General features: G+C 66.7%; 15 protein-coding genes and 2 pseudogenes. 8 read left to right on the top strand and 9 right to left on the bottom strand.

Annotated elements, in window-relative coordinates; genetic code table 11:
• The first annotated feature begins 257 nt into the window (after window positions 1-257).
• Complete coding sequence (locus B0I31_RS35695; protein ID WP_106619830.1) at window positions 258-1,673, top strand: MFS transporter; 1,416 nt, start codon at window positions 258-260, stop codon at window positions 1,671-1,673.
• Window positions 1,674-1,835: 162 nt separating this feature from the next.
• Window positions 1,836-2,189, top strand: coding sequence for a hypothetical protein (locus B0I31_RS35700; RefSeq protein WP_106619831.1), 354 nt, complete (start codon window positions 1,836-1,838; stop codon window positions 2,187-2,189).
• A gap of 15 nt (window positions 2,190-2,204) precedes the next feature.
• Here the strand turns inward: B0I31_RS35700 and B0I31_RS35705 are convergent, their stop codons facing one another.
• Entirely contained in the window at window positions 2,205-2,738 is a 534-nt protein-coding gene (locus tag B0I31_RS35705; protein WP_106619832.1) for a DUF2269 domain-containing protein, read from the bottom strand.
• Window positions 2,735-3,010, bottom strand: a complete 276-nt coding sequence (locus tag B0I31_RS35710; protein WP_146174080.1) for a hypothetical protein — start codon at window positions 3,008-3,010, stop codon at window positions 2,735-2,737. Before B0I31_RS35710 ends, B0I31_RS35705 begins: the two co-directional genes overlap by 4 nt.
• A gap of 76 nt (window positions 3,011-3,086) precedes the next feature.
• Between B0I31_RS35710 and B0I31_RS35715 the strand changes: the two genes are divergently transcribed.
• A complete protein-coding gene (locus B0I31_RS35715) occupies window positions 3,087-3,671 on the top strand; it encodes a TetR/AcrR family transcriptional regulator (protein WP_106619834.1) in 585 nt (194 codons plus the stop codon).
• Window positions 3,672-3,794: 123 nt separating this feature from the next.
• On the opposite strand, the gene B0I31_RS35720 is transcribed toward B0I31_RS35715, so the two are convergent.
• A complete protein-coding gene (locus B0I31_RS35720) occupies window positions 3,795-4,427 on the bottom strand; it encodes a DUF305 domain-containing protein (protein ID WP_106619835.1) in 633 nt (210 codons plus the stop codon).
• A gap of 79 nt (window positions 4,428-4,506) precedes the next feature.
• Window positions 4,507-4,896 carry a DUF6153 family protein gene (locus B0I31_RS35725; RefSeq protein WP_245950676.1) on the bottom strand — a complete coding sequence of 130 codons (390 nt, stop codon included), beginning with the start codon at window positions 4,894-4,896 and terminating at the stop codon, window positions 4,507-4,509.
• Window positions 4,897-5,462: 566 nt separating this feature from the next.
• On the opposite strand from B0I31_RS35725, the gene B0I31_RS40985 reads away from it, so the two are divergent.
• Both B0I31_RS40985 and B0I31_RS35735 read left to right on the top strand, forming a co-directional pair.
• Window positions 5,463-5,630, top strand: a complete 168-nt coding sequence (locus tag B0I31_RS40985; RefSeq protein ID WP_181320709.1) for a hypothetical protein — start codon at window positions 5,463-5,465, stop codon at window positions 5,628-5,630.
• 115 nt (window positions 5,631-5,745) lie between these two features.
• Entirely contained in the window at window positions 5,746-5,955 is a 210-nt protein-coding gene (locus B0I31_RS35735) for a hypothetical protein (RefSeq protein WP_106619836.1), read from the top strand.
• Between the two features lie 413 nt (window positions 5,956-6,368).
• Here the strand turns inward: B0I31_RS35735 and B0I31_RS40990 are convergent, their stop codons facing one another.
• The 4 genes from B0I31_RS40990 to B0I31_RS35755 form a co-directional block, all read right to left on the bottom strand.
• Window positions 6,369-6,674 (bottom strand): S1 domain-containing protein, encoded by a 306-nt coding sequence (locus B0I31_RS40990; RefSeq protein ID WP_181320710.1) that lies wholly within the window; start codon window positions 6,672-6,674, stop codon window positions 6,369-6,371.
• A 478-nt stretch (window positions 6,675-7,152) separates the two neighbouring features.
• The gene (locus tag B0I31_RS35745) at window positions 7,153-10,230 is read right to left on the bottom strand and encodes a type I restriction endonuclease subunit R (RefSeq protein WP_106619837.1); all 3,078 of its coding nucleotides are present in this window, start codon (window positions 10,228-10,230) and stop codon (window positions 7,153-7,155) included.
• 3 nt (window positions 10,231-10,233) lie between these two features.
• The gene (locus B0I31_RS35750; RefSeq protein WP_219910963.1) at window positions 10,234-11,394 is read right to left on the bottom strand and encodes a restriction endonuclease subunit S domain-containing protein; all 1,161 of its coding nucleotides are present in this window, start codon (window positions 11,392-11,394) and stop codon (window positions 10,234-10,236) included.
• 25 nt (window positions 11,395-11,419) lie between these two features.
• Window positions 11,420-12,994, bottom strand: a complete 1,575-nt coding sequence (locus B0I31_RS35755) for a type I restriction-modification system subunit M (protein WP_106619839.1) — start codon at window positions 12,992-12,994, stop codon at window positions 11,420-11,422.
• A gap of 1,171 nt (window positions 12,995-14,165) precedes the next feature.
• Between B0I31_RS35755 and B0I31_RS35760 the strand changes: the two genes are divergently transcribed.
• A complete protein-coding gene (locus tag B0I31_RS35760) occupies window positions 14,166-14,393 on the top strand; it encodes a hypothetical protein (protein WP_106619840.1) in 228 nt (75 codons plus the stop codon).
• 508 nt (window positions 14,394-14,901) lie between these two features.
• On the opposite strand, the gene B0I31_RS35765 is transcribed toward B0I31_RS35760, so the two are convergent.
• Entirely contained in the window at window positions 14,902-17,535 is a 2,634-nt protein-coding gene (locus B0I31_RS35765) for a tetratricopeptide repeat protein (protein ID WP_146174081.1), read from the bottom strand.
• Window positions 17,536-17,825: 290 nt separating this feature from the next.
• Between B0I31_RS35765 and B0I31_RS42290 the strand changes: the two are divergent.
• Window positions 17,826-18,982 (top strand): annotated as a pseudogene (locus B0I31_RS42290) (IS256 family transposase); the annotation flags it as partial.
• A gap of 121 nt (window positions 18,983-19,103) precedes the next feature.
• A pseudogene (locus B0I31_RS35775) lies at window positions 19,104-20,236 on the top strand (IS30 family transposase).
• Window positions 20,237-20,496 lie beyond the last annotated feature (260 nt).

The following is a 20,496-nucleotide window of genomic DNA, read 5'->3' on the forward strand; positions in this document are numbered from 1 at the left end:
AATATAGTAGGAGGCGGGTCGCTGTCGCCCGCGCGCGACCCTGTCCGTCGAGACTCTCCCCCTCCTCGGCGGCCGCGTCGGGCGAGCGGATGTGCGTTTCCCGTCCGCTCGCCCGACGCCTCTCGTGTTCCCGTTCCGGCGTTCGTCCGCGTTCCACGCTACCGCTTGACAATCAGATACCTCTAGGGGGTATGTTGCGCAGGCTCCACAACATACCCCCTGGGGGTACCAACGAGAAGGACTGGAAGGGACCTGTCATGAACCCCGATCCCCGGCGCTGGTGGGCACTGGTCGTGCTCGCGGCGGCGCAGTTCATGGTCATCATGGACACTTCGATCATCGCCGTGGCGCTGCCGGACATGCAGCGCGAACTCGGCTTCACACCGGGTGGCCTCCAGTGGGTGTTCAACGCCTACGCGGTCGCCCTGGGCGGTCTGCTGCTGCTCGGCGGCAGGCTTTCGGACCTCTGGGGCGCACGCCGGGTGTTCGCCGCGGGGTGGACCACCCTCATCGCCGGTTCCGTCCTCGCCGCCGCCGCGACCGGCGCCGGTGTCGAGGTACTCGGACGTGCGGTGCAGGGTGTCGGTGCGGCATTGATCGCGCCGGCCGCGATGACGCTGCTCATGGTGCTGTTCGCCGGTCAGTCGAACGAGCTGCCGAAGGCGATGGCCTTCTACGGTGCGGCGGCTCCGGCGGGCGGCACGGCGGGTGTGTTCCTCGGTGGCGTGATCACCGAGTGGTTGAGCTGGCCGTGGGTGTTCATCATCTACATCCCGATCGGTGTGCTGACCCTCGCCCTCACGCCCAAGCTGCTCCCGGTCGTGCCCGGACGCCGCGGTGGGCTCGACGTCGGCGGTGCGATCGCGGTGACCGGCGGGCTCGCCCTGGCCGTCTATGCCATCGTGCAGGCACCCGAACGCGGCTGGGCGTCGACCGCCACGCTCGTGCAGCTCGGCGCGGCGGCGGTGCTGCTCATCGGGTTCCTGCTGGTGCAGCGTGCGGTCAGGAACCCGTTGATGCCGCTGGAAGTGTGGCGCACCCCCGACCTCGCGGCGGCGAACGTCGCGATGGCCCTGCTGGGCGCGGCGTGGATCCCGATGTGGTACTTCCTCAACCTCTACGTCCAGCAGGTGCTCGGGTTCGACTCGTTCGCCAGCGGCGCGGCGCTGCTGCCGATGACGGTGTTGATGACCGTCCTCATGACCACCGTCAGCGGACGCCTGATCGGACGGTTCGGCACCAAGCCGCTGGTCGTCGCCGGACTGGCGGTGCTCGCCGCCGGCCTGGGCCTGCTGGCCACCGCCGACCCGGACGGCAGCTTCGCCGTCGACGTGCTGCCCGGCTCGCTGATCTCGGCGGTCGGCATGGCACTGGTCTTCATCCCCGCGACCATGGCCGCCATCGGCGCGGTCGCGCCCGACCAGGGCGGACTGGCCTCGGGCATCGTCAACACCACCTACCAGATCGGCTCGGCCCTCGGCCTGGCCGCCATGACGGCGGTGGCGACGTCACAGGGCGCGGACGGGCTGGGTGACGCGGTCGCGCTGACCGAGGGCTACTCGGCCGCCTTCACCGGCGCCGCACTGGTCGCACTGGTGGCCGCGCTGCTGGCCGCCTTCACCCTGCGCGGCCGGGTCGCCGAACCCGCCGAGCAGGTGGCGTTCAAGGTCTAGCCCGGTGGTGTGTGCAGCGCGCGCCGGTCTGCTCCCCACGTACCCCTGGACGGGGCATGTGGGGAGCAGTTCCGCAGGTACCTGGGTCTTTCGTCGGTGCTGGATGAAGCACTACCCGTCCTAGTAGGTTCACGGCCGTAACAGCGACGGTGTGGAGATCAGGTGTCCGAATCGAGTAGGTTGACCGTCTGTCGAGGCTGCTGCTGTGGCACCGTCAAGAAGCACCCGGACGTCGACCACGTGACGCAGCTGCGCCGGTTCCGGGAAGCCGTGGGGCCCCGGGCGGTCACCGTGGCCGACTGCCTGAGCTCCTGCGAGTTCTCCAACGTCGTCGTGGTCAGACCGGCACGGGGCACCGGTGCGAGGCCCGTGTGGTTGGGCGGCGTGCTCACCGACGAGGCAGTGGACCACATCCTCGCCTGGGTCGCCGCGGGCGGGCCGGGCCGTGCCGAGATGCCGGCAGGCTTGACCGAGCACCTGCTCGACCGACCGGCCGACGACAGCGCCGCGAGCTGAGTCCCGAGTGGTCGGTCATCGAGTCGATGTCGGCTGCTGTCCGCTCCGCTGACGCCGCTGTTCCTGCTGTCGGCGCCACCCGTAGCGCGTCACGCCGCGTGGCTTGTACACCGACAGGGCCACGATGAGCAGCAGCACCACCGAGCCGCCGATCGAATGCGGCAGCGTGCCGGGCAGCTCACGGGGGTCGATGTCCGAGGTTGCCGCGTCCGCGAGGTAGTGCACCGTCGAAGTTTCGATCAGGAGCACGGTCGCGGCGAAGACCGTGAGCAGCAGCTTCACCAGGATCCAGTAGTGCCGGAGCAGGCCCCACGGGGTGCCCAGCGCATTGACGATGCCGATGATCGCTGATGCCAGCGCGAGCGGAACGATGGCGTAGGAGACCATGATCGCCATCGCGACGTACGCGGCGCGGACCGTCTCCACGTCCTGGCCGGTGGCGGCGGTGATGTCCAGCGCCAGGTAGGCGAGGACCGCGCCCAACCACCCCACCGAGATCGCGATGTGGGTGAGCAGCACGAACTTGCGCATCCCCGGTGCGAACCTCATACCTCACCGCCGGGTGCGATCCCCTCGGCGGTGACGCCGACCGCGGGGGAGGCGCCGCTGCCTGTGTGGCGACCGGGGCCGTGCCCGCCCCCAAGACCGGTCAACACCAGGATCAACGCCAGCAGGGCCAGGACGCCGGCGATGACCGCGAGCGCCTTCACCCAGCGCGGCACCCTGGGTGGTGTGTCCGAGATCGGGCCCAGGTCGGACATCGGGGCGGTGTCATCGCTGGAGGGATCGGGCGGTGTGCTCACGGTGGATCTCGTCGCCATGTCGATGAGTTTATCGAGACACTGTGTCGGCATCTAACCATAGTGTCTTCATGTTGCCGCCCCGTACACTTCAGCTGTGCCCCGGCTGTGGAACGAGACGATCGACGCGCATCGCCAAGCGGTGCACGAGGCGATCCTCCATGCCACCGCCGAACTGGTTCGCGCGCACGGTCTGCTGTCGGTGACCATGTCGAAGATTGCCGAGAACACCGGGATCGGGAGGGCGACCCTCTACAAGTACTTCCCCGACGTCGAAGCGATCCTGCGCGCCTGGCACCAACGGCAGGTCGAGGACCACCTCCGGCAGCTCGCCGACATCCGGGATCGGGTCACCGACCCCCGCGACCGGCTCGATGCCGTTCTGCACGCCTACGCGCGCATCTCACGGGAACGTCACTCCCACGACCGTCCCGGCCACCAACTCGCCGCGGTCCTGCACCAGGGCCCACAGCTCGTCCATGCCCAGCAGCAGGTCCAAGACCTGATCAAGGACTCGCTGATCGAAGCCGCGGCGACCGGCGACCTCCGGGACGACGTCGCACCCGACGAACTCGCCGCCTTCTGCGTGCACGCCCTCTCGGCAGCCGCGAGCCTGCGCTCCGAGGCCGCCATCCGCAGGCTCGTCACAGTCACGATCGCAGGTCTGCGACCGCCATCCTGATGAGGTAGCTCGGGACGGCCGCCGGTGAAGTGCGGACCGTGGCTTCCGGTTGGCCGAGTCCCGCATCACGCCTGCTACGGAACGTAGCAGGCGTGATGCGGGTGCCTGGAACTCCGCCTACGGTCAGCTGGCCGCGAGCAGTCCCTGCATCTCGGTGATCTCGCTCTGCTGCGAGTCGATGATCTGCTGCGCGAGCTTCCTGGCGTCGGGGTTCTCGCCCTGCTGGAGTTCCGCCTTCGACATGTCGATCGCGCCCTGGTGGTGCTTGATCATCATGTCCAGGAACATCCGGTCGAAGTCGGCGTCCTTCGCCTGCTTCAGCATGTCCACCTCGGCGTCGCTCATGCCCGCCATGTCCGAGCCGTGGTCCATGCCCGGCATGCCCGTGGTGTGCACCTCGGCGCCCCAGCTGTTCAGCCACCCGGTCATGGTCTTGATCTCGGGATCCTGGGCTTTCTCGATGCGTGACGCGAGGTCGAGCACCTCGGCGTTCGAGGTTCGGCCCTGGGCGAGTTCGGCCATCTCGATCGCGCCCTGGTGATGGGGGATCATGTCCTGGGCGAACGTGATGTCGGCGTCGTTGTGTCCACCCGACGGCGCGGTGGCAGCACTGGTGGAGTTCGTGGGACTGGTGGTTCCGGTCATGCTGCCCATGTCGTGGCCGCCGGAGCCTGAGTCGGAGTTGCCGCACCCGGCGAGCACGAGTCCGGTGGTCAGGAAGGCAAGCGCCGTCCCGACCAGGTTCTTCCTGGTCATGATGTCCTCTGCGGTGGTGAAGTCCGGTCGGGTGCGCGGCGTTGCGTCAACGTCCTCGGAGGACGTCACGCGCCGCCTGTCACAGCCGCAGGACGCAGAGTTCGGCCAGCCGTGCCGGTGCACCGCCGGGTCTCGGAGGAGGGGATCGCGGCCGTGCTGCTCGCGTCGACAGCGAACTGAGGCGTTCCGCGACGGTTCGAGCCCGTAGGGCGAGCACGGCGAGCGTCAAGCCCAGCGCGGCGCACAGGATCGCCAAGCACAAGTGCAGCGCGTCGTGCTGCCCGGTCGGTACCGGAGTGTGCTCTTCGGACGCATGGTCACAGCAGTCGACCACCGTCGCCGCTGCCGAAGCGGTCGCCGCATGCCCGACGGGCTCCTGCGTGCCGAGGTGGTGCATGCCGACCACGGCGAACGCGACAGCCCACACCAGAGCCCATTGCGAAGGTCTGGTCCGGAAGCGGTGGAGCACGATCCCACGATACACAAACCTCCTATGGCGGATAGTTGACAGGGTGCGTGGCCGGGCCCGGCGACTGCCGGTCGGGCACGGCCCCGCGTTCGGCCTGCGCACCTCCCGGCCGCGACTATGCGGTCGATGTCTAGCGAGGCCATGTAGTCGCGTTGACGGTCACGACGTCCGTGATGGCGCACGACCCTTCGAGCGGGTCGAGTACCCGCGCACACCGCACGCGTGGTCAGCTGCGACGTGAGTCTGACGCGCAGGTCCGGCTCGCCGTCGTCGACCCGCTCCAACCCGTGGTGCCGTCGCCGATCCACCCGCGTGGATCGGCGATGTCTGAGTTCCAGTGGCGGCGTACGGCCGTGCCGAGGACGCGGAAAGATCTTGTCCACGGTCCCGATGCCCTGGGACCGCGGTCGCGGATCAGGAACCGGGCGGTGCTGCCGGCGTCGTCGAGGTCCACGATGAGGTTTCTGGCGACTTGGATACCCCAGGATGGCCCGTGACGCTGCGCGGGTGGTGGCAGCCAGGTCCAGCTGCGCTCCAGCGGGTCGTGCCGCTGCTCCAACGGCCTGGTGAACGCCCTGCTGTCGGTCGCCAAGGTGATGGGCGGCGGCGGTCCGCTGGCCCTCGACCCGATCGAGTACCAGCAGGACCAGTTCCGATTCGTCGAGGGGACGATGCAGCCGCCCTGCAAGCAGAGCGAGTTCACGCGGCGCGGCGAGCACGGCCCGTTCGGGTAGGCCGAGGTCGGCTACTGCTGACCAGGCATGATCACCCGTGGTGGCGGGCGCTGCCGTCCGCCACCACGGGCGCCGCCGGCCCGATCGTCGTCCCGTGAGCACCGAGTGGAGTCCGATGGAGAAGTCCCGAGGCAGTTGGGCGAGCTGGCTCGCGGTCGTCGCGACCGGCGTCCAGGCGGCGTCTGCCCTGCTCCTGTTCGGCGGTCCGCCCGGTGAGGTCACCAGGTTCGACCACGCCGCTCTAGGCGTGCTGGGCCTGCCGGTCAACCTGGCCGCGCTCGTGCGGGCGGGGGCCGAGGGCGGCCCGGATCGACTACGTGGTTGACCAGAGGTTCGGTCGTGAGGGCTTGCCGCGGCTGGAGATGTCGGCGGGTCTGACGGGTCCTCGGTTTTCCGGTGGTCGATGACCACACTTGGTGTCGTGGGTTCTGTATGTGGTCACTCGTGTTCGAGGTTTGCCGCAGGTTCGGTTGGGCGGTCTTACCTGCGGTTTCGTGCCGTTGAGCGCAGTTGGAGACGTCTCTGAGGACTCCTACTGTGTCAACGTACATCGCCATCCGCTCTGACCTGCGAAAACAAGCCTTCAGCAGGCTGCGTGGGTGCAGTTGACCGCGGTTGGGAGCCGTTGGACGCGGTTGGACGCGTCCTGCGGCTCCCAATCCGCTCCCACAGTGCTGCTCCCAGGCGGCTGGTCGAGTGCGTGCGGTTGACGTCCGCGCATGCCGATGAACGGACAGGTCAAGGCCTCCGGTTGGCGAGGCGCACTCTCACCTGGTGGTTGTGCTCGGCGTGCGAGACGACCGTGCCGGTGATACGCGCACCCATCGGCGGGAGTTCCCCCTCACGGGGCATCGTGGTGACCTCGGCCAAGCCCACGGCATCAGGCGCTCCGTCGATGCGGATGAAGACCCCGAAGGGCTGACGTCCGATCACCTCGCCAGCGATCGGGGCGCCGACGGGGAGCGCTGCCACCGTCGCGCTCCATGCCAGGCGGCTTCGTTCCGCCAGCAGTCGACCGTCCGCGGGCCAGGAGTAGTCGTTCACCGCCCTGAGTGTGGCATCAACCGTGCGCCTCGATGTTCACGTCCGCTCATGCCGCAGAGCGGTCGTCATGGTGTAGCGGTGTGCTTGAGCGGAGGTGGAGGTTCAAGGGATCGGCAGCGCTGGGTTCTCCGGCTACCTGGCGGTGACCGAGCGTGGAGCCCGCTGGTCATCTACGACATCGTCGGTGCCCGCCGCCGCGCTGGTCGTCGAGCGGATTGCCCAGGAGCCGGTGGAGAAGGTGGCCCCCGATCGAGGATCTTCTCTCGGCCTGTCGACTCGAGTCGGTCGAGCAACGGGCCGCTGAGTGTGCCAACCGCCGTGGCGCCCCTGATCCGGCCTGTCCGCCTGAGGCCGTCACTCCATGCTCGATAATTTCCGTAGTTTCAGTGTTGGTCAAATAAACTGTTTCTACCGCCGGGTTCCGGGCGTCGCGGTGAGTCTTGCGACCTTGATAGCGGTGTCGAACGAAGTCCGTTGGTCAGTCAACGAGATAGTGGGCCTCGATGTAGGCGACCGTGGAGTCGTACGGCTCTCCTACCGGCTTCAGCATGTACCGGCGGAAGACCGCGGCGGTGGCGCGGCGGACGCCTCGGTTGCGGGCGTCGGCGTTGTCCCATGACCGGGCGAGGGTGTGGGTGACCACTTGGTCGATCTCCTCTGCCAGGTTCCTCTCTGTGACTGTGAAGCCGGGTGGCGCGTGGTCGTGGATGATCCGCGATAGGACACCGACGTGGTCGTCGTCCAGCACGACTACGGCCTCGCCGGGGTGCTTCTCAGCGTCCACGATGGCGCGGGCGATGCGGAGTGCTTCAGACAGGAACGCCAGGGCATCCTGGGCGTTCTGGATGATTCGGTCCCGCAGCAGCTTGATCCGCTCCGCGAGTGCGGTGTACTTCGCGGATCCCGGTTCGACGCCCTTGTCGAGTGCGGCCTTGATGCCGTCCAGGATCTCCGCCGCAGACGGCGGGGTCTTGTCCTTGCTGCAGGCCCTGTCAGGCTTGGTGCGGACGAGTGCCAACAGTTCCTTGAGGATGGCGATGCCCTGAGCGTCCAGAACGAGAGGTTCCTCGTGGGAGGCGGCTACGGAGAAGGAGTGGACGTGGGCGTTGATGATCTCCAGGACCATCGGCCCCAGCTCGCCGAGCCGTTCCTTCCGTTCCTCGTCGGAGGACTTCTTGAACAATGTGGTGTACACGGATCCGAACAGCCCGAAGCCGTCCCGGTACTTTGCGACCCGCTTGTCGGTGTTGATGAGCGGGTACAGGCGGGCCAGGAGGCGGTAGTCCCTGGTGAACACCTCGGCGGCGCCGGGGTTGGCGTCCAGGAAGGCGTTGATGGTCCGCACGGACTCGTATCCGTGGACCGTGAGGTCCAGGTCGTCCACGTCCACGAGGAGGTCTTCGATGCGGGCGAAGGTGGTGCGGAACTCGGCGACCAGCTCGGACAGGTCGGTGACGAACCCACCGCCCTTTCCGGTCTCATTCGCGGTGGGGTCGGCGACGGCCCGTTGGACTTCTTCGGCCAGACCGATGTAGTCCACGACCACGCCGGAGGTTTTCACGAATCCGGTGGGGGACACCCAGGTGCGGTTCGGGCGGGTGATCGTCTGGAACAAGGTGTGGGCCTTGAGCGGCTTGTCCAGGTAGAGAACGCCCTCGTTGGGGGCGTCGAACCCGGTCATCAGCTTCGCGGTGACCACCAGGAAGCTCAGCGGGTCATCTGGGGCGAGAAACCGCCGCTTCTGTTCCTCTTCCTCGGTCTCCGAGAGCTGGAACGGCCGCATGGCGGGGTCTTCGTCCTTGGAGTCCGAGACGGAGATGTTGACCTCGGCGGTGATCCGGTCGTGCTTCCCGACTTCGGCGAGCACGTGTGACGCCTCGAAGCCGACCAGCAACTCGTTGATCTTGTCCGTGTACGCCACGGCCAGGTCGCGGTTGTAGGCGACGACCTGGGCCTTGAGGCCGTTGCGGTAGGCACCGGCCAGGTAGTGGTCCACGATGTTCTGGCAGACGGCCTGGACGCGGTCGGGGTTGGCGAACACCGAGGTGAGGCGCCCGAACTTGCGGGACAGGGCCTCGCGGTCGGGGTCGTCGAGGTCGAATTCGTCGGCGAACCGGTCGAACTCGGCCTGCAACGCCTGGTCGTTCATCTCGAAGGAGACGGGGTGCGGGATCAGCATGACCGGGACGGTCGCCTCGTCCCGCAGAGACCGGGACACCGAGTACCGGTGCAGCACCTTGGCCGGGTCCGTCTCCTCGCCGAAGAGGGTGAAGGTGTCGGTAGTGAGATTCCTGACAGGGGTGCCGGTCATGCCAAAGAACTTCGCGTGCGGCAATGCTGCGCGCATCTGTCCGGCCAGGGACTTCGATCTGGCGGACTGGGTGCGGTGTGCCTCGTCGACCAGCACGACGATGTTGGTCCGGGTCGACAGGTTCCTCCCGGCGTCGGCGAACTTGTGGACGGTCGTGGAGATGACGCCGCGCACGTCGTCGGCCAGCAGGGAACGTAACTCCTGGCTGGTGGTGGGCTGGTGGAAGTAGGCGTCCCCCATCGCGGAGGTGAACACACCGGAGGTCTGTCGGACGAGCTGGGTTCGGTCCGAGAGCAGGATGATCGTGGGCGAGTCGGTGCGGTTGTCGGCCAGCAGCAGCGAGGCAGCGAACACCATCAGCAGCGTCTTCCCGGACCCTTGATGGTGCCAGATCAGGCCCTTCGACCCGCCCTCCAGGACCCGATCGTGGATCAGGTGCGCGGCCTCCATCTGCGGATAGCGGGGTAGGTACTTCTTGTCCGCCCCACCCCCAGAGGTGTCGAACAGGGCGAAGTTGGCGAGCATGTCCAGGATCGTGGCCGGGTTCATCAGCAGCTCGACGGAGCGCTGCACGTCGGCCTGCCCGGACAGGTTCTCGTCGTCGGCGGTGGACCGGAACGGCTGCCACAGGTTCGTGGGTGCGCCTGCGGCACCGAACCGCAACTTCAGTCCGTCGGAGGCGACGGAAAAAACGTTGGGCGTGAAGAACCACGGGTACTCGGGGACGTACACGTCGTTGATCTCGCGGGCGGCATCGGCCCATCCGGACTTCGCGGTCGGTGACTTCACCTCGACCACTACCAGGGGCAGGCCGTTGACCCAGTACACGAGGTCGAACCGGCGGGAGGTCTTGCCGGGGACGGTGATGGTCACCTCGTCCGACACGACCAGCGTGTTGGTGGTCGTGTGCTCGAAGTCGATGACCTTCAGGGCGTGCCACACGCCGTCGGCGTCCCGGAATTCCTTATGCCCGCGCAGCAGGTGCAGCACCTGCTCGTTGGCCCGCACCAGCCCGCCCTCGACGGCGTTGATCGTGGCGAGGATCTCTTCGACCACCGCGTCCACGTCGAACCCGCCGATCACTCCGGGATTGAGCCGGACGATGGCGTCCCGCAGCTGACCGGTGATCACCGTCTGCGTCGTCTCACGCGGCAGCGACCTGCCCGCTGTGAAGTCCCAGCCCATCGGGAGGGACCACTGGATCATCAGGTTCTGGAACTCACGCTCCCGGATGCCCTTCGCCACGGCTCAGACCTCCAGCTCGGCGGACTCGATGTCGATGGTGCGATCCAACAACCCCGCCAGCAGCCTTGCCCGCACAGAACGGAGACGGTGTGCCTCGGCCCGGGTCGCGGCGACGACCTCGCTCATCGTGTCGAGCTCCGCAGCGATCCGCTCCTGGTCTGCGACGTCTGGAAGGCGCACCGGCATCCGAACGGCACGCATGGCGGTGATGTGCTTGATGTTGGTGCCTCCCGCGATGTCGAGGAACGTGCCCGACTCATAGGCCCACAGGCACCAGTGGTTCACGAACCCCGGGACGCTGACGCCTTCGATGGCTCGATACCGCATGAGCGTCTTCTGGAAGCAGATCGGTTCTGGCAGTTCTCCACGCCACATCGCCGGCATGCCGACTGCGGACTGGCTTGCGCTGCCTTCCGACACGAGTACATCGCCGGGGACGAGGCCGAACGCCTCGCGTTCCTTCGGGTCGAAGTTCATCTCCAACACATCGGTCAGGTCGAGCGTCCCGTAGCCCACATTGGCGGAACGCAAGTACGGTGTCATGTGAGGTCCCGTGGCGTACTTCGGCGCCCGCTGCCGCCCCATCGTGATGTCAAACGCTTCGTCAGCACGGACCGCCGGAGCGCTTTGATCGTTGACGAGTTCGGAGCGAAGTCGTCGCAGCACCACATGCAACGTGTCGGCCTCTGCGTCGAGTGCAGTGATCTGGTTGTCCACCACGCAGATCACTTCGACGATCCTCTCCTGCACCGGTAGCGGCGGCAGCACGACGGGGATGTTCACAAAATCCCGCTCATGGAGACGCCGACGTTCTGTGGTGCCAACCGCGCGGCCTGCCGCCTCAGACTGGAACGGCTCGGTGTGGAAGATGGCCTCAACGTATTCCGGGAGGATCGCCTCGGGATCGACGGTAAACACTGGGAAGTCGTTAGTGACGAAGCAGCCGTCAGCATCTTTCTTGACCACCCCGAAAGAAACTTTGGTCGCCCACATCCGGTTATAAACGATGTCGCCATGCTTGATCAGGTAAAGTGTCTTTCCTTTGATCTTCTCAGCGGGGACTGTCTCACGGTCGTACACTCCTCCCGCATACCAGCGCACCCCTGCGTATCGAGCCTCGGTCAGGTCCTCGACCCGGGCCGCACGGGAAATCTGGGTCAGCACCTTCCCAAGCGTGGTTCGCTGCCAGTCACTCATCGAAGCCTTCGATTCCAGCATCCGCGAGGACAGCGAACATGCGTTGCTCAGTCTGCTGACGCTCAGCCCGAGAAATTTTGTACGCCTTGATCAATATGACGAGGTCTTCGGTCTCGGCGGTAACCTGCTTGATGTAGCGGCTGATGCTGAGGTCGTACCCGTTTGCCACGATCTCCGTCGTGGGCACAAAGCGTGCAGCCAGGCCACCGTCACCGCCAGGGCCCACTGGGTTACCTTCGACGTCGAAGGCGGAGTGATAGGACGTCAGCGTATCGGCGATGTCGGCGTCCGTGAGGACGTTCCGATTCTTGGCTTTGGTGAACCGCTTGGATGCGTCGATGAACAGTACGCCGCCCTTCCGCTGAGGGGCCTTAGTGCCGGGGGCGCGGAACACGAGGATGCAGGTCGGGATCGTCGTGCTGTAGAAGAGGTTCGCGGGCAACCCGATCACGGCTTCCAGGAGGTCGTCGTCCAGGACGCGCTGGCGAATGGCCGCTTCCTGACCGCCACGGAAGAGGGCACCGTGAGGCAAGACGACGCCGGCGCGCCCCTTCCTCGGGTCCATTGACGCGATCATGTGCTGCACGAACGCCCAGTCAGCAGACGACTGCGGAGCGACTCCGCCGATGGCGCGTGGGTCGTTGTTCCAGGGCTTCCACTTCAAGCTGTAGGGCGGGTTGGCGACGATCACATCGAACTGCTCGATCGACCCGTCCGGCTTCTTGAAGCGTGGGTCCTTGAGGGTGTCGCCGATCTCCACCTGGAACTCGGTGAGGTTGTGCATGAAGAGGTTCATGCGAGCCACACCTGCGGTGTCCGGTACGGCCTCCTGCCCTCGCAGGCGGAGCGTGTAGCTACGCCCGCCGCGGGCCTTCAGGAGGTTCGCGGCGGCGATGAGCATGCCGCCCGACCCGCACGTCGGGTCGTACACCGACTCGAAGTTCTTGGGGTCCAGGACCTCGATGATCAGTTCGACGACCTCGCGCGGGGTGAAGAACTGGCCGGCGCGGGTGCCCGACCCGTCGGAGAACCGCTTCAGCAGGTACTCGTACGCCCCACCGAGCACGTCGTGGGACATGTTGCCCTCGTGCATCTTCGGGGTGCGGTCCATCGCCTGCATGACCGCCGCCAACACCTCCCCTGACAGCACCTCTTCGGAGGTCCAGGTCATTGACCCGAACAGGCGGGAGAACTTGTCGGGGTTGGCCGTCTCGATGGCCTGCAGGGAGGCGCGGACTCGTTGTCCTAGGCCCGGTTGGGTGATGGTGGCGAGGATGGACGTCCAGGAGGCGCGGCGCTCCCGGACGGTGCCGGGGTAGATGAGCGGGATCTCGAACGACTGGTAGTCGCGGTACTCGATCTCGTGGGCTTCCTCGGCGGAGAGGCCGTCCAGTCCCTGGTTCTCGGCCAGGAACTCCTGGTGCTGGTGCTCCCAGGTGTCCGACAGGTACTTCCAGAACATCAGCGGGAAGACGACCGAGGAGTACTGCGCCTCGGGCATCGCCACCCGCAGTTCGTCGGCGGCGTCCCATAACCGGTTCTCGATCTCCTGCTGGGTCACTGCCATCAGTCGGGGTGTCCTCGCTCGTGAAAAGGCGACCCGAAGGCCGCAGTACTACCGCTGGTCAAATGGTTCGGCTGTGTCCGGCATGCGCACGTCGGTCTGTGCCACCGGTGAGCGCAACAGGCGCAGATTCCCGCGCGTACCGCCCGCCAACGATATCTCTTCAGTGCGACGACCTAAAGAATGCTGCAAATGGATTAACGTCATTCGTGCGATAGCAGGAACGCGCCAAATTGAGCAAGACTCGCCTATCCGGAACTTTTCATAGACAATGAATGATTCTCTATGGAGTCGTCACGACTTCTATAGAGAGGAATGCTCGACTTCGTGACCGTCGCCGCACGTCGGACGATGTGAGGACAGTGATGGTTGTGAGCACCTGTGCGATCCAGGGCGAGGGACGCGCGGTGTGAACCTGCCCGACTTCATAGTTGGGTGATCCTCGGCAACCGTTCCGCAACGGGTCCTCGGAGGTGGCTGACACGTTCCGAAGGTTGACAGGTTGAGGCGACCAGACCGGGCCGTTTTTCCAGACGTGGCCGCCGGACGGCCCGCGAGGACACGGCGCCTGCCGGGACGGAGGAGATCCGCGCAGTGTTCGCCAGCACACCCTTGAGTCGTCAAACGGTGCCGAGCGCCCGGACTGCGGCTTGCCCTGGGTGCTCGGTGTATCGGGGAGGGCGACGATCGGTAGGCCTGGAGACATCACCGGCGTGCCGGAAGTTGGCGATCGAGTGTCCGGCAAGGTGACCACACTTGGTCTTGCGGGCCCCGTATGTGGTCACTTGTGTACGAGGTTTGTCGTAGGTGCGGTTGGGCGCTTTTACCTGCGGTTTCGTGCCGTTGAGCGCAGTTGGGGACGTCTTTGAGGACTCCTACTGTGTCAACGTACATCGCCATCTGCTCTGACCTGGGGAACGAGCCTCCGGCAGGCTGCGTGGGTGCAGCTGACCGTGGTTGGGAGCCGTTGGCTGCGGTTGGACGCAGCCAACGGCCCCCAATCTGCTCCCAGGCGGTTGGTCGTACGTCGTGAGTCGACGGCCTCTCACGCCGCGGGTCGCGCGTTTGGAACGTCCGTTTCTGCCGATGTGCGAGCACAGCCTTGTGGTGCCGATGTACGTGTTCGGCCTCGGCTCCACGACCCCTTGCCGAACCATAGCCCTAAGCTGATCACATGGCGGGCAACCTGCTCATCCGTGGCGGCGACGGGGACACACTTCGCTCTCTGAACGGCACCGGCCAGTACCAAGGCATGGTCAAGTCGGCATACTTGCGCCCGTCGTGGGACACGCAATGGGGATTCGAGTGTCACGAGCCTCCCGGCCCTGCCTCCTGGCTCAGCATGCTGCAGGAATACGTGCGTGTGGTGGGCGACCTGCTCGCCCCTGGCGGCTCTGTGTGAGTGCATGTCGACGACCACCGGATGGCTGCCTGGCGTGCGCTCATGAACAAGGTCTACGGCTGGTCGAACTCCCTCGCCACGGTCGTCGTTCAGAAGCCTGGGCGGTTGGACTCCCGTCACTTCAGGGCCACCCACGACTACCTGCTTGTCTTTGCGGAAGACGCCTCGACATGGCGACCGAACCCACTCCCGTGTATGGCCGATTCAGAACCGAGTTACCGCAACTCTGACAACGATCCCCGAGGGCCGTGGCGACCGGTCGATCTGTCCGCCCCTGTTCATCGTGAGAACCTCGGATCTGATCGAACGCGCGGAAGAAGCACTCCGCTTCGTCGAGGACGACCTCGAAACTCCGGGCATCCCGAGCGAACCCTGAGGCGCGCGCCGGTCTCTCTGCTGGACAGGTCAATGCACTCTCATGCTGTGAGCCTTCCGCCGATCGGACACCGCCGGCCTTATGGGATGCCGCAGATTCCCACTTGGTTCGGCGGCCGGTCGTGACAACCGGCTACCAGAGCTCGCGGCGCCATTCCTCCACGGCCGCAGAAATCTTCGGATCCTGCGCCTTGTCCGCGTGCGCGGCCAGCTCGGACAGTTCGGCGAGCGCGGCTGCCCTCTCCCCGAGGTCGTGGTGGGCCTTCACAAGGGTCAGTCGGGCAGCCAGAGTGCGCTCATCCGCCGGACCCAGGAGGCGGACCAACGACGGGAGCAGGACGGTCAACCCATCGCGGGCTTCCCTCGCCAGACCGCGGAGGCAGACGGCGCTCCATGTTCCCACCATGCTCTGCAGTGTGTCGGGGCGGTGTGGTCCGAGCACTTCCATCTGCAGGTCCAGTGCGAGTTTGTACTGTACTGCGCCGGCTTCGAGCTGTCCGGACTCGATCAGGTATTTCGCCAGCGCGTGCCGGATCCGTCCGACAGCGGGAACCTGATCGGGCCCGCGTCCGAGCGCGGTCGCGAAGCCGTGCATCTCAACTGCGGCCTTCTCGATCCATCCGCTCTGGGCTAGGACGAACCCGTGCTTCTCGACCCGGCTGACGGTATCGGGGTGCGTCGGTCCAAGCCGTGCCGCGCTGTCGGCCATCACCTGGTATACCTCCTCCAGGGCCGTCGTCAGGTCACCGCGGGCGAAGGCGAGGTCGCCGAGCGCCTCCCGCACGCTGATGGCGGAGGGATGGTCCGGGTCGATCCGCAGCCAGGTCTCCAGCAGCGCTCGCAGATCGGCTTCGACATCCTCGCCCCGGGCCCAGCGGGCTTGCGCGACGCCGAACAGGGTGGTGAGCCGGGCGGGGTGCTCCGGCCCGAGCGTCCTGGCTTCACCGGTTGCCACCTCCCCGAACAACCGCAGCGCCCGCCTCGCGTCGCCGGTGCGCAGGAGAACGGCTGCCAACTCGTGCTTGGCGTACAAGGCCACCGATGACTCGACGCCGTACTCGGCGTCCGCAATGTCCACCACGGCGTCGAACTCAGCCGCCGCGGCCGCGAGATCACCGGTGGCGGACAGGGCTCGTGCGCGTTCGTGTCGAGTGATCAGCACCTTCTCGCTGCGCTCGCCGTATACCGTGACCAGCAGTGGGAGGAGTTCGCTGAACTCCGCGCGGGCCTGAGCGGCCTGGCCCTGCTCGATCAGGGCCATCGCGTGGTTGTGCCAGTTCGTGGTGAACGTGTCGAGGTTGGTGAAGTCCGCGCGCAGCGCCCGCAGTGCGCGCTCAGCCTTGTCGAGTCGGCCGGTCTCCTGCCATACGTTCGCCAGGCGTTGGCGTGCGATCGTGATCGTATCGCGCTCGTGCGGGAGATGGCGTTCCACCACCTCCAAGGCCACGGAGTGCATCCGCTCGGCGACCGCCCAAGATGCCGCTTCCTCGGCGTGCCTGCCTGCCCAGAACAGTGCACCCGCCGTGGCCGGGGCATCGTCTGCCGCCACCTCGGCCCCGCGCTCGGCCAGGAGTTCGCAGTGAGGCAGCAGGAGCCTCCACCTCGCCCAGTCCATCGGGTTGGTCATCTTGGTGACTTCGAACAGCAGCTTGTCACGGACCGAAACCGACGAGTTCGCATGTGGCAGGACGAGTTCCCGGACGAACGAGTGCACGTTCAAGGCATCCGGGTCGCGATCGGCATGAACCAGCCCGAAGCCGAGAAGGCCATCCACCGCCGTTTCCAACTCCTGCTCCGCGCAGATCACGTCGGGCAGCAACAAATCCACCGGGACGGGGGCCGGAGCGAAGGTCGACAACAGGTGCAGCAGCGATCGCGCCGAAACAACCCCTCGTGCCTCCAGCAGCGCGACCGACCGCTCCCATACCCGAGCCAGCACCTCCGCGCCCGCCGTACGCCGCACCAACACCGGGAACTCCCGGTCCAACGCCCCCACGTAATCGGCGAACGTGCGCGGCGCTGTGGACCCCGGCAGCCGAAGCGCTGTACTCGTCCGGGCGAGGTAACGACCCGCCAGGAACAACGCGAGCGGCAGTCCGCCGAGCCGCTCGGCGAGCACCCGCGAGTCATCCCACGACCCGGCGTGCGGGGCGATCTCGCACAGCATCGCCGCGCCGTCCTCCACCGAGATCGGGAGGACCTCGCGCAGTGTCCACGCCCTCGGCCATGAGTCGCGCCGCCGGTCGCGACTCGTCACCAGCACAGTGCCACTCCGCGGGGTGCGCACCCAACCGTCGAGCAGCTGCGGCTCATCTGCGTTGTCGATCACCAACAACCACTCGTCGAGCTCATCGAGAGCCTGCCAGAGCAGGTCCTTCACCGCCGCCGCCGGTGAGCGCAGCACCTCCCTGGGCACACCCGCCTGCGCCGCCACCTCTACGAGCCCGGCCACCAGCTGCTCTCGCGACGACGCGTCCACCCACCAGACCGTGCGTCCGCCCGCAGCGGCGACTGCGTGAGCAACCGTGCTCTTGCCGTTCCCACCGCCGCCGCACAGCACGACACCCCCCTCGACCGACCGCAACTCGGCGAGCAACGCGTCACGGCCTCGCACGCGGTGCTCCACCAAACGCTCCGGAAACGCGACCGACAGCTCGACCGGCGCAGCCGCACCGGAGTTGATGTGCACATCTCCGTAGACATCGCGTCCCTGGAAGAGGACGCCGTGCAGACTCCCGCTCACGCTGTTGCCGACCTGAGGTTGCACGCCCCACTCCCGTCGCCGCACGACCGGACCTGTGAACTACCCGAGAACCCGGAGTCAGCCGGACAAGACTCTTCTACCAGCGCAACCCAGAAGATGGCCACCGGGACGGGGTCGACGGGGATCCCCTCAACGGCAGCCGCCACAAGCTCGTGAGCGACATCGCCGCCCTCCTGAGGAGCACACTCGATCGGAACACCAAGCCGTCACGGACATCCGCTCATGCCGCAGAGCGCGCGTCCTGCGGGACTGTAGAACGAGCGGTGTAACTCCCGATCATGGAAGTGCACCTGATGACCGAGATGATGTCCGGCGTGGAGCACGCTGAGGACGCCAAGCCTGAGACCGTTCTGGACGGCCTGGGCGAGCAGTTGGTCGACCAGTTGGTCAGCCGGGCCCGCGCCGGTGGACTGAAGTTGACCGGTGAGGGCGGGGTGCTCCAGCAGCTGACCAAGCGGCTGTTGGAGTCCGCCCTGGAGGGCGAGATCACCGACCACCTGGGCTACGACAAGTACGATCCCGCTGGTCGGGGCACGGGCAACTCGCGCAACGGCACCCGCTCGAACACCGTGCTCACCGACGTCGGGCCGGTGGAGATCGACGTGCCCCGCGACCGTGACTCCAGCTTCGAACTGCGGATCGTGGCCAAACGGCAGAAGCGCCTGACCGGCGTGGACGAGATGGTCATCTCGCTGTCGGCGAAGGGGCTGACCACCGGGGAGATCAGCGCGCACCTGGCCGAGGTCTACGGCGCCGAGGTCTCCCGCCAGACGATCTCCACGATCACCGGCAAGGTGGTCGAGGGCATGGTCGAGTGGCAGAACCGGCGCCTCGACCCCGTCTATCCGGTGATCTTCATCGACGCCGTCCACGTCAAGATCCGCGACGGCCAGGTCGCCAACTAGCCGATCTACATGGCCCTGGCCGTGACCGCCGAGGGCCATCGCGACATCCTCGGGCCCTGGGCCGGCGACGGCGGCGAGGGCGCCAAGTACTGGCTGCACGCGTTGACCGAGCTGCGCAATCGCGGCGTGGCGGACGTGCTCATGGTCGTCTGTCTGCGACGGGCTGACCGGCCTGCCCGACGCCATCGGGCACCGTCTGGCCCCGCGCAGTGACCCAGACCTGCATCGTGCACCTGCTGCGCAACAGCTTCCGCTACGCCGCCCGCCAGGACTGGGACGCCGTGGCCAAGGCCCTCAAACCCGTCTACACCGCCCCGACCGAGGCCGCCGCCAAGGAACGGTTCACCGAGTTCGCCGAGGTCTGGGGCGCCCGCTATCCGGCCATCGTCCGGCTCTGGGACAACGCCTGGGCCGAGTTCGTGCCCTTCCCGGCCTTCGATACCGAGATCCGGCGGGTGATCTGCTCGACCAACGCCATCGAGAGCGTCAACGCCCGCATCCGACGGGCCGTGAAGGCCCGAGGCCACTTCCCCAATGACCAGGCCGGGTGGATTCAACCGGTCAACGCAACACTGCTGATCAGCGAGGTGTTGCGTGGGTGTTGGAGGTCGACCGGCGATTCCGGTCGCGGTTCGGCGGGAGTTCTGGGCCGCGGTCCGGTCGGGGATGGTTGTGGCGGAGGCGGCGGCATCGGTCGGCGTGTCGATCACTGTGGCGTGGGAGTGGTTCCGGCACGTTGGCCGCGTGATGCCCGAGCCTTTCCCCGTATGCCTGCCTTTGTCCGGTGCGCGTCGTCTGTCGTTCCGGGAGCGGGAGGAGATCAGCTGCCGCCGGGCCGCGGGCGAGGGAGTGCGGGCGATCGCACGGGTACTGGGGCGCTCGCCGTCCACGGTGAGCCGGGAGTTGGCGCGCGGGACCGTCCGTCGGAAGTCCGGGTACCGGGCGTCGGTGGCCCAGGCGGTGGCCGATCAGCGTGCCCGGCGGCCGAAGGCGAGGCTGTTGGCGGTGGACGACCGGCTGCGTGAGCACGTGCAGAATCGGTTGCGAGCCAAGGACAGCCCCGAGCAGATCAGTCGGCGCCTACCGCTGCTGTTCCCGACGATCCGGGCATGCGTGTGAGTCACGAGACCGTGTATCGCAGTCTTTACGTGCAGGGTCGCGGTGGTCTGCACCGGGAGCTGGTGAAGACGTTGCGCACCGGGCGGGCGCTGCGCCGGACGCGACGCACCACCGAGCGGCGTGGGCGTCTGGCGGGCATGGTCAACATCGCGCTGCGGCCGTCGGAGGTGCTGGACCGTGTGGTCGCGGGGCATTGGGAGGGGGATTTGATCACGGGCAAGGAGAACAAGTCGGCGATCGGCACGCTCGTGAAACGCTCCACCGGCTTCGTGGTGCTGTTGCACTTGCCGGACAGCCACGGTGCCCTTCCGGTCGGGGAAGCGACGATCGAGGCGATGAACCGGCTGCCGCCGTTCCTGCGCCGCACTCTGACCTGGGACCAAGGGCAGGAGATGGCCAACCACGCGGTCATCGCCGAGGCCACCCGGCTCGACATCTACTTCTGTGATCCCCGCTCGCCCTGGCAGCGGGCGACCAACGAGAACACGAACGGGTTGCTACGGCAGTACTTTCCCAAGAGCACGGACCTGGCCGGCTACCACCGTGACTACCTCGAGTTCGTCGCAGCGCAACTCAACGCCAGGCCGCGCAAACGGCTTGGTTGGCGAACTCCGGCCGAGGCCTTCGACAGGCTACTCTCAGCACGGCACGACCGACCTGGTGTTGCGTTGACCGGTTGAATCCACCCGATCGATGAGTCCGGATACACCGTCGGCGTGCCGGAAGTTGGCGATCGAGCGTTCAGCAGAAGGTGACCACACTTGGCCTTACAGGCTCCGTATGTGGTCACTCGTGAATGAGGTTTGTGGCAAGTGCGGTTGGGTGCTGTTACCTGCGGTTTCGTGCCGTTGAGCGCAGCTGGAGGCGTCTCCGAGGACTCCTACTGTGTCAACGTACATCGCCATCTGCTCTGACCTGCGGAAATAGGCCTTCAGCAGGC

The organism is Saccharothrix carnea (genome assembly GCF_003014735.1).
In the GTDB taxonomy this organism is placed as follows: domain Bacteria; phylum Actinomycetota; class Actinomycetes; order Mycobacteriales; family Pseudonocardiaceae; genus Actinosynnema; species Actinosynnema carneum.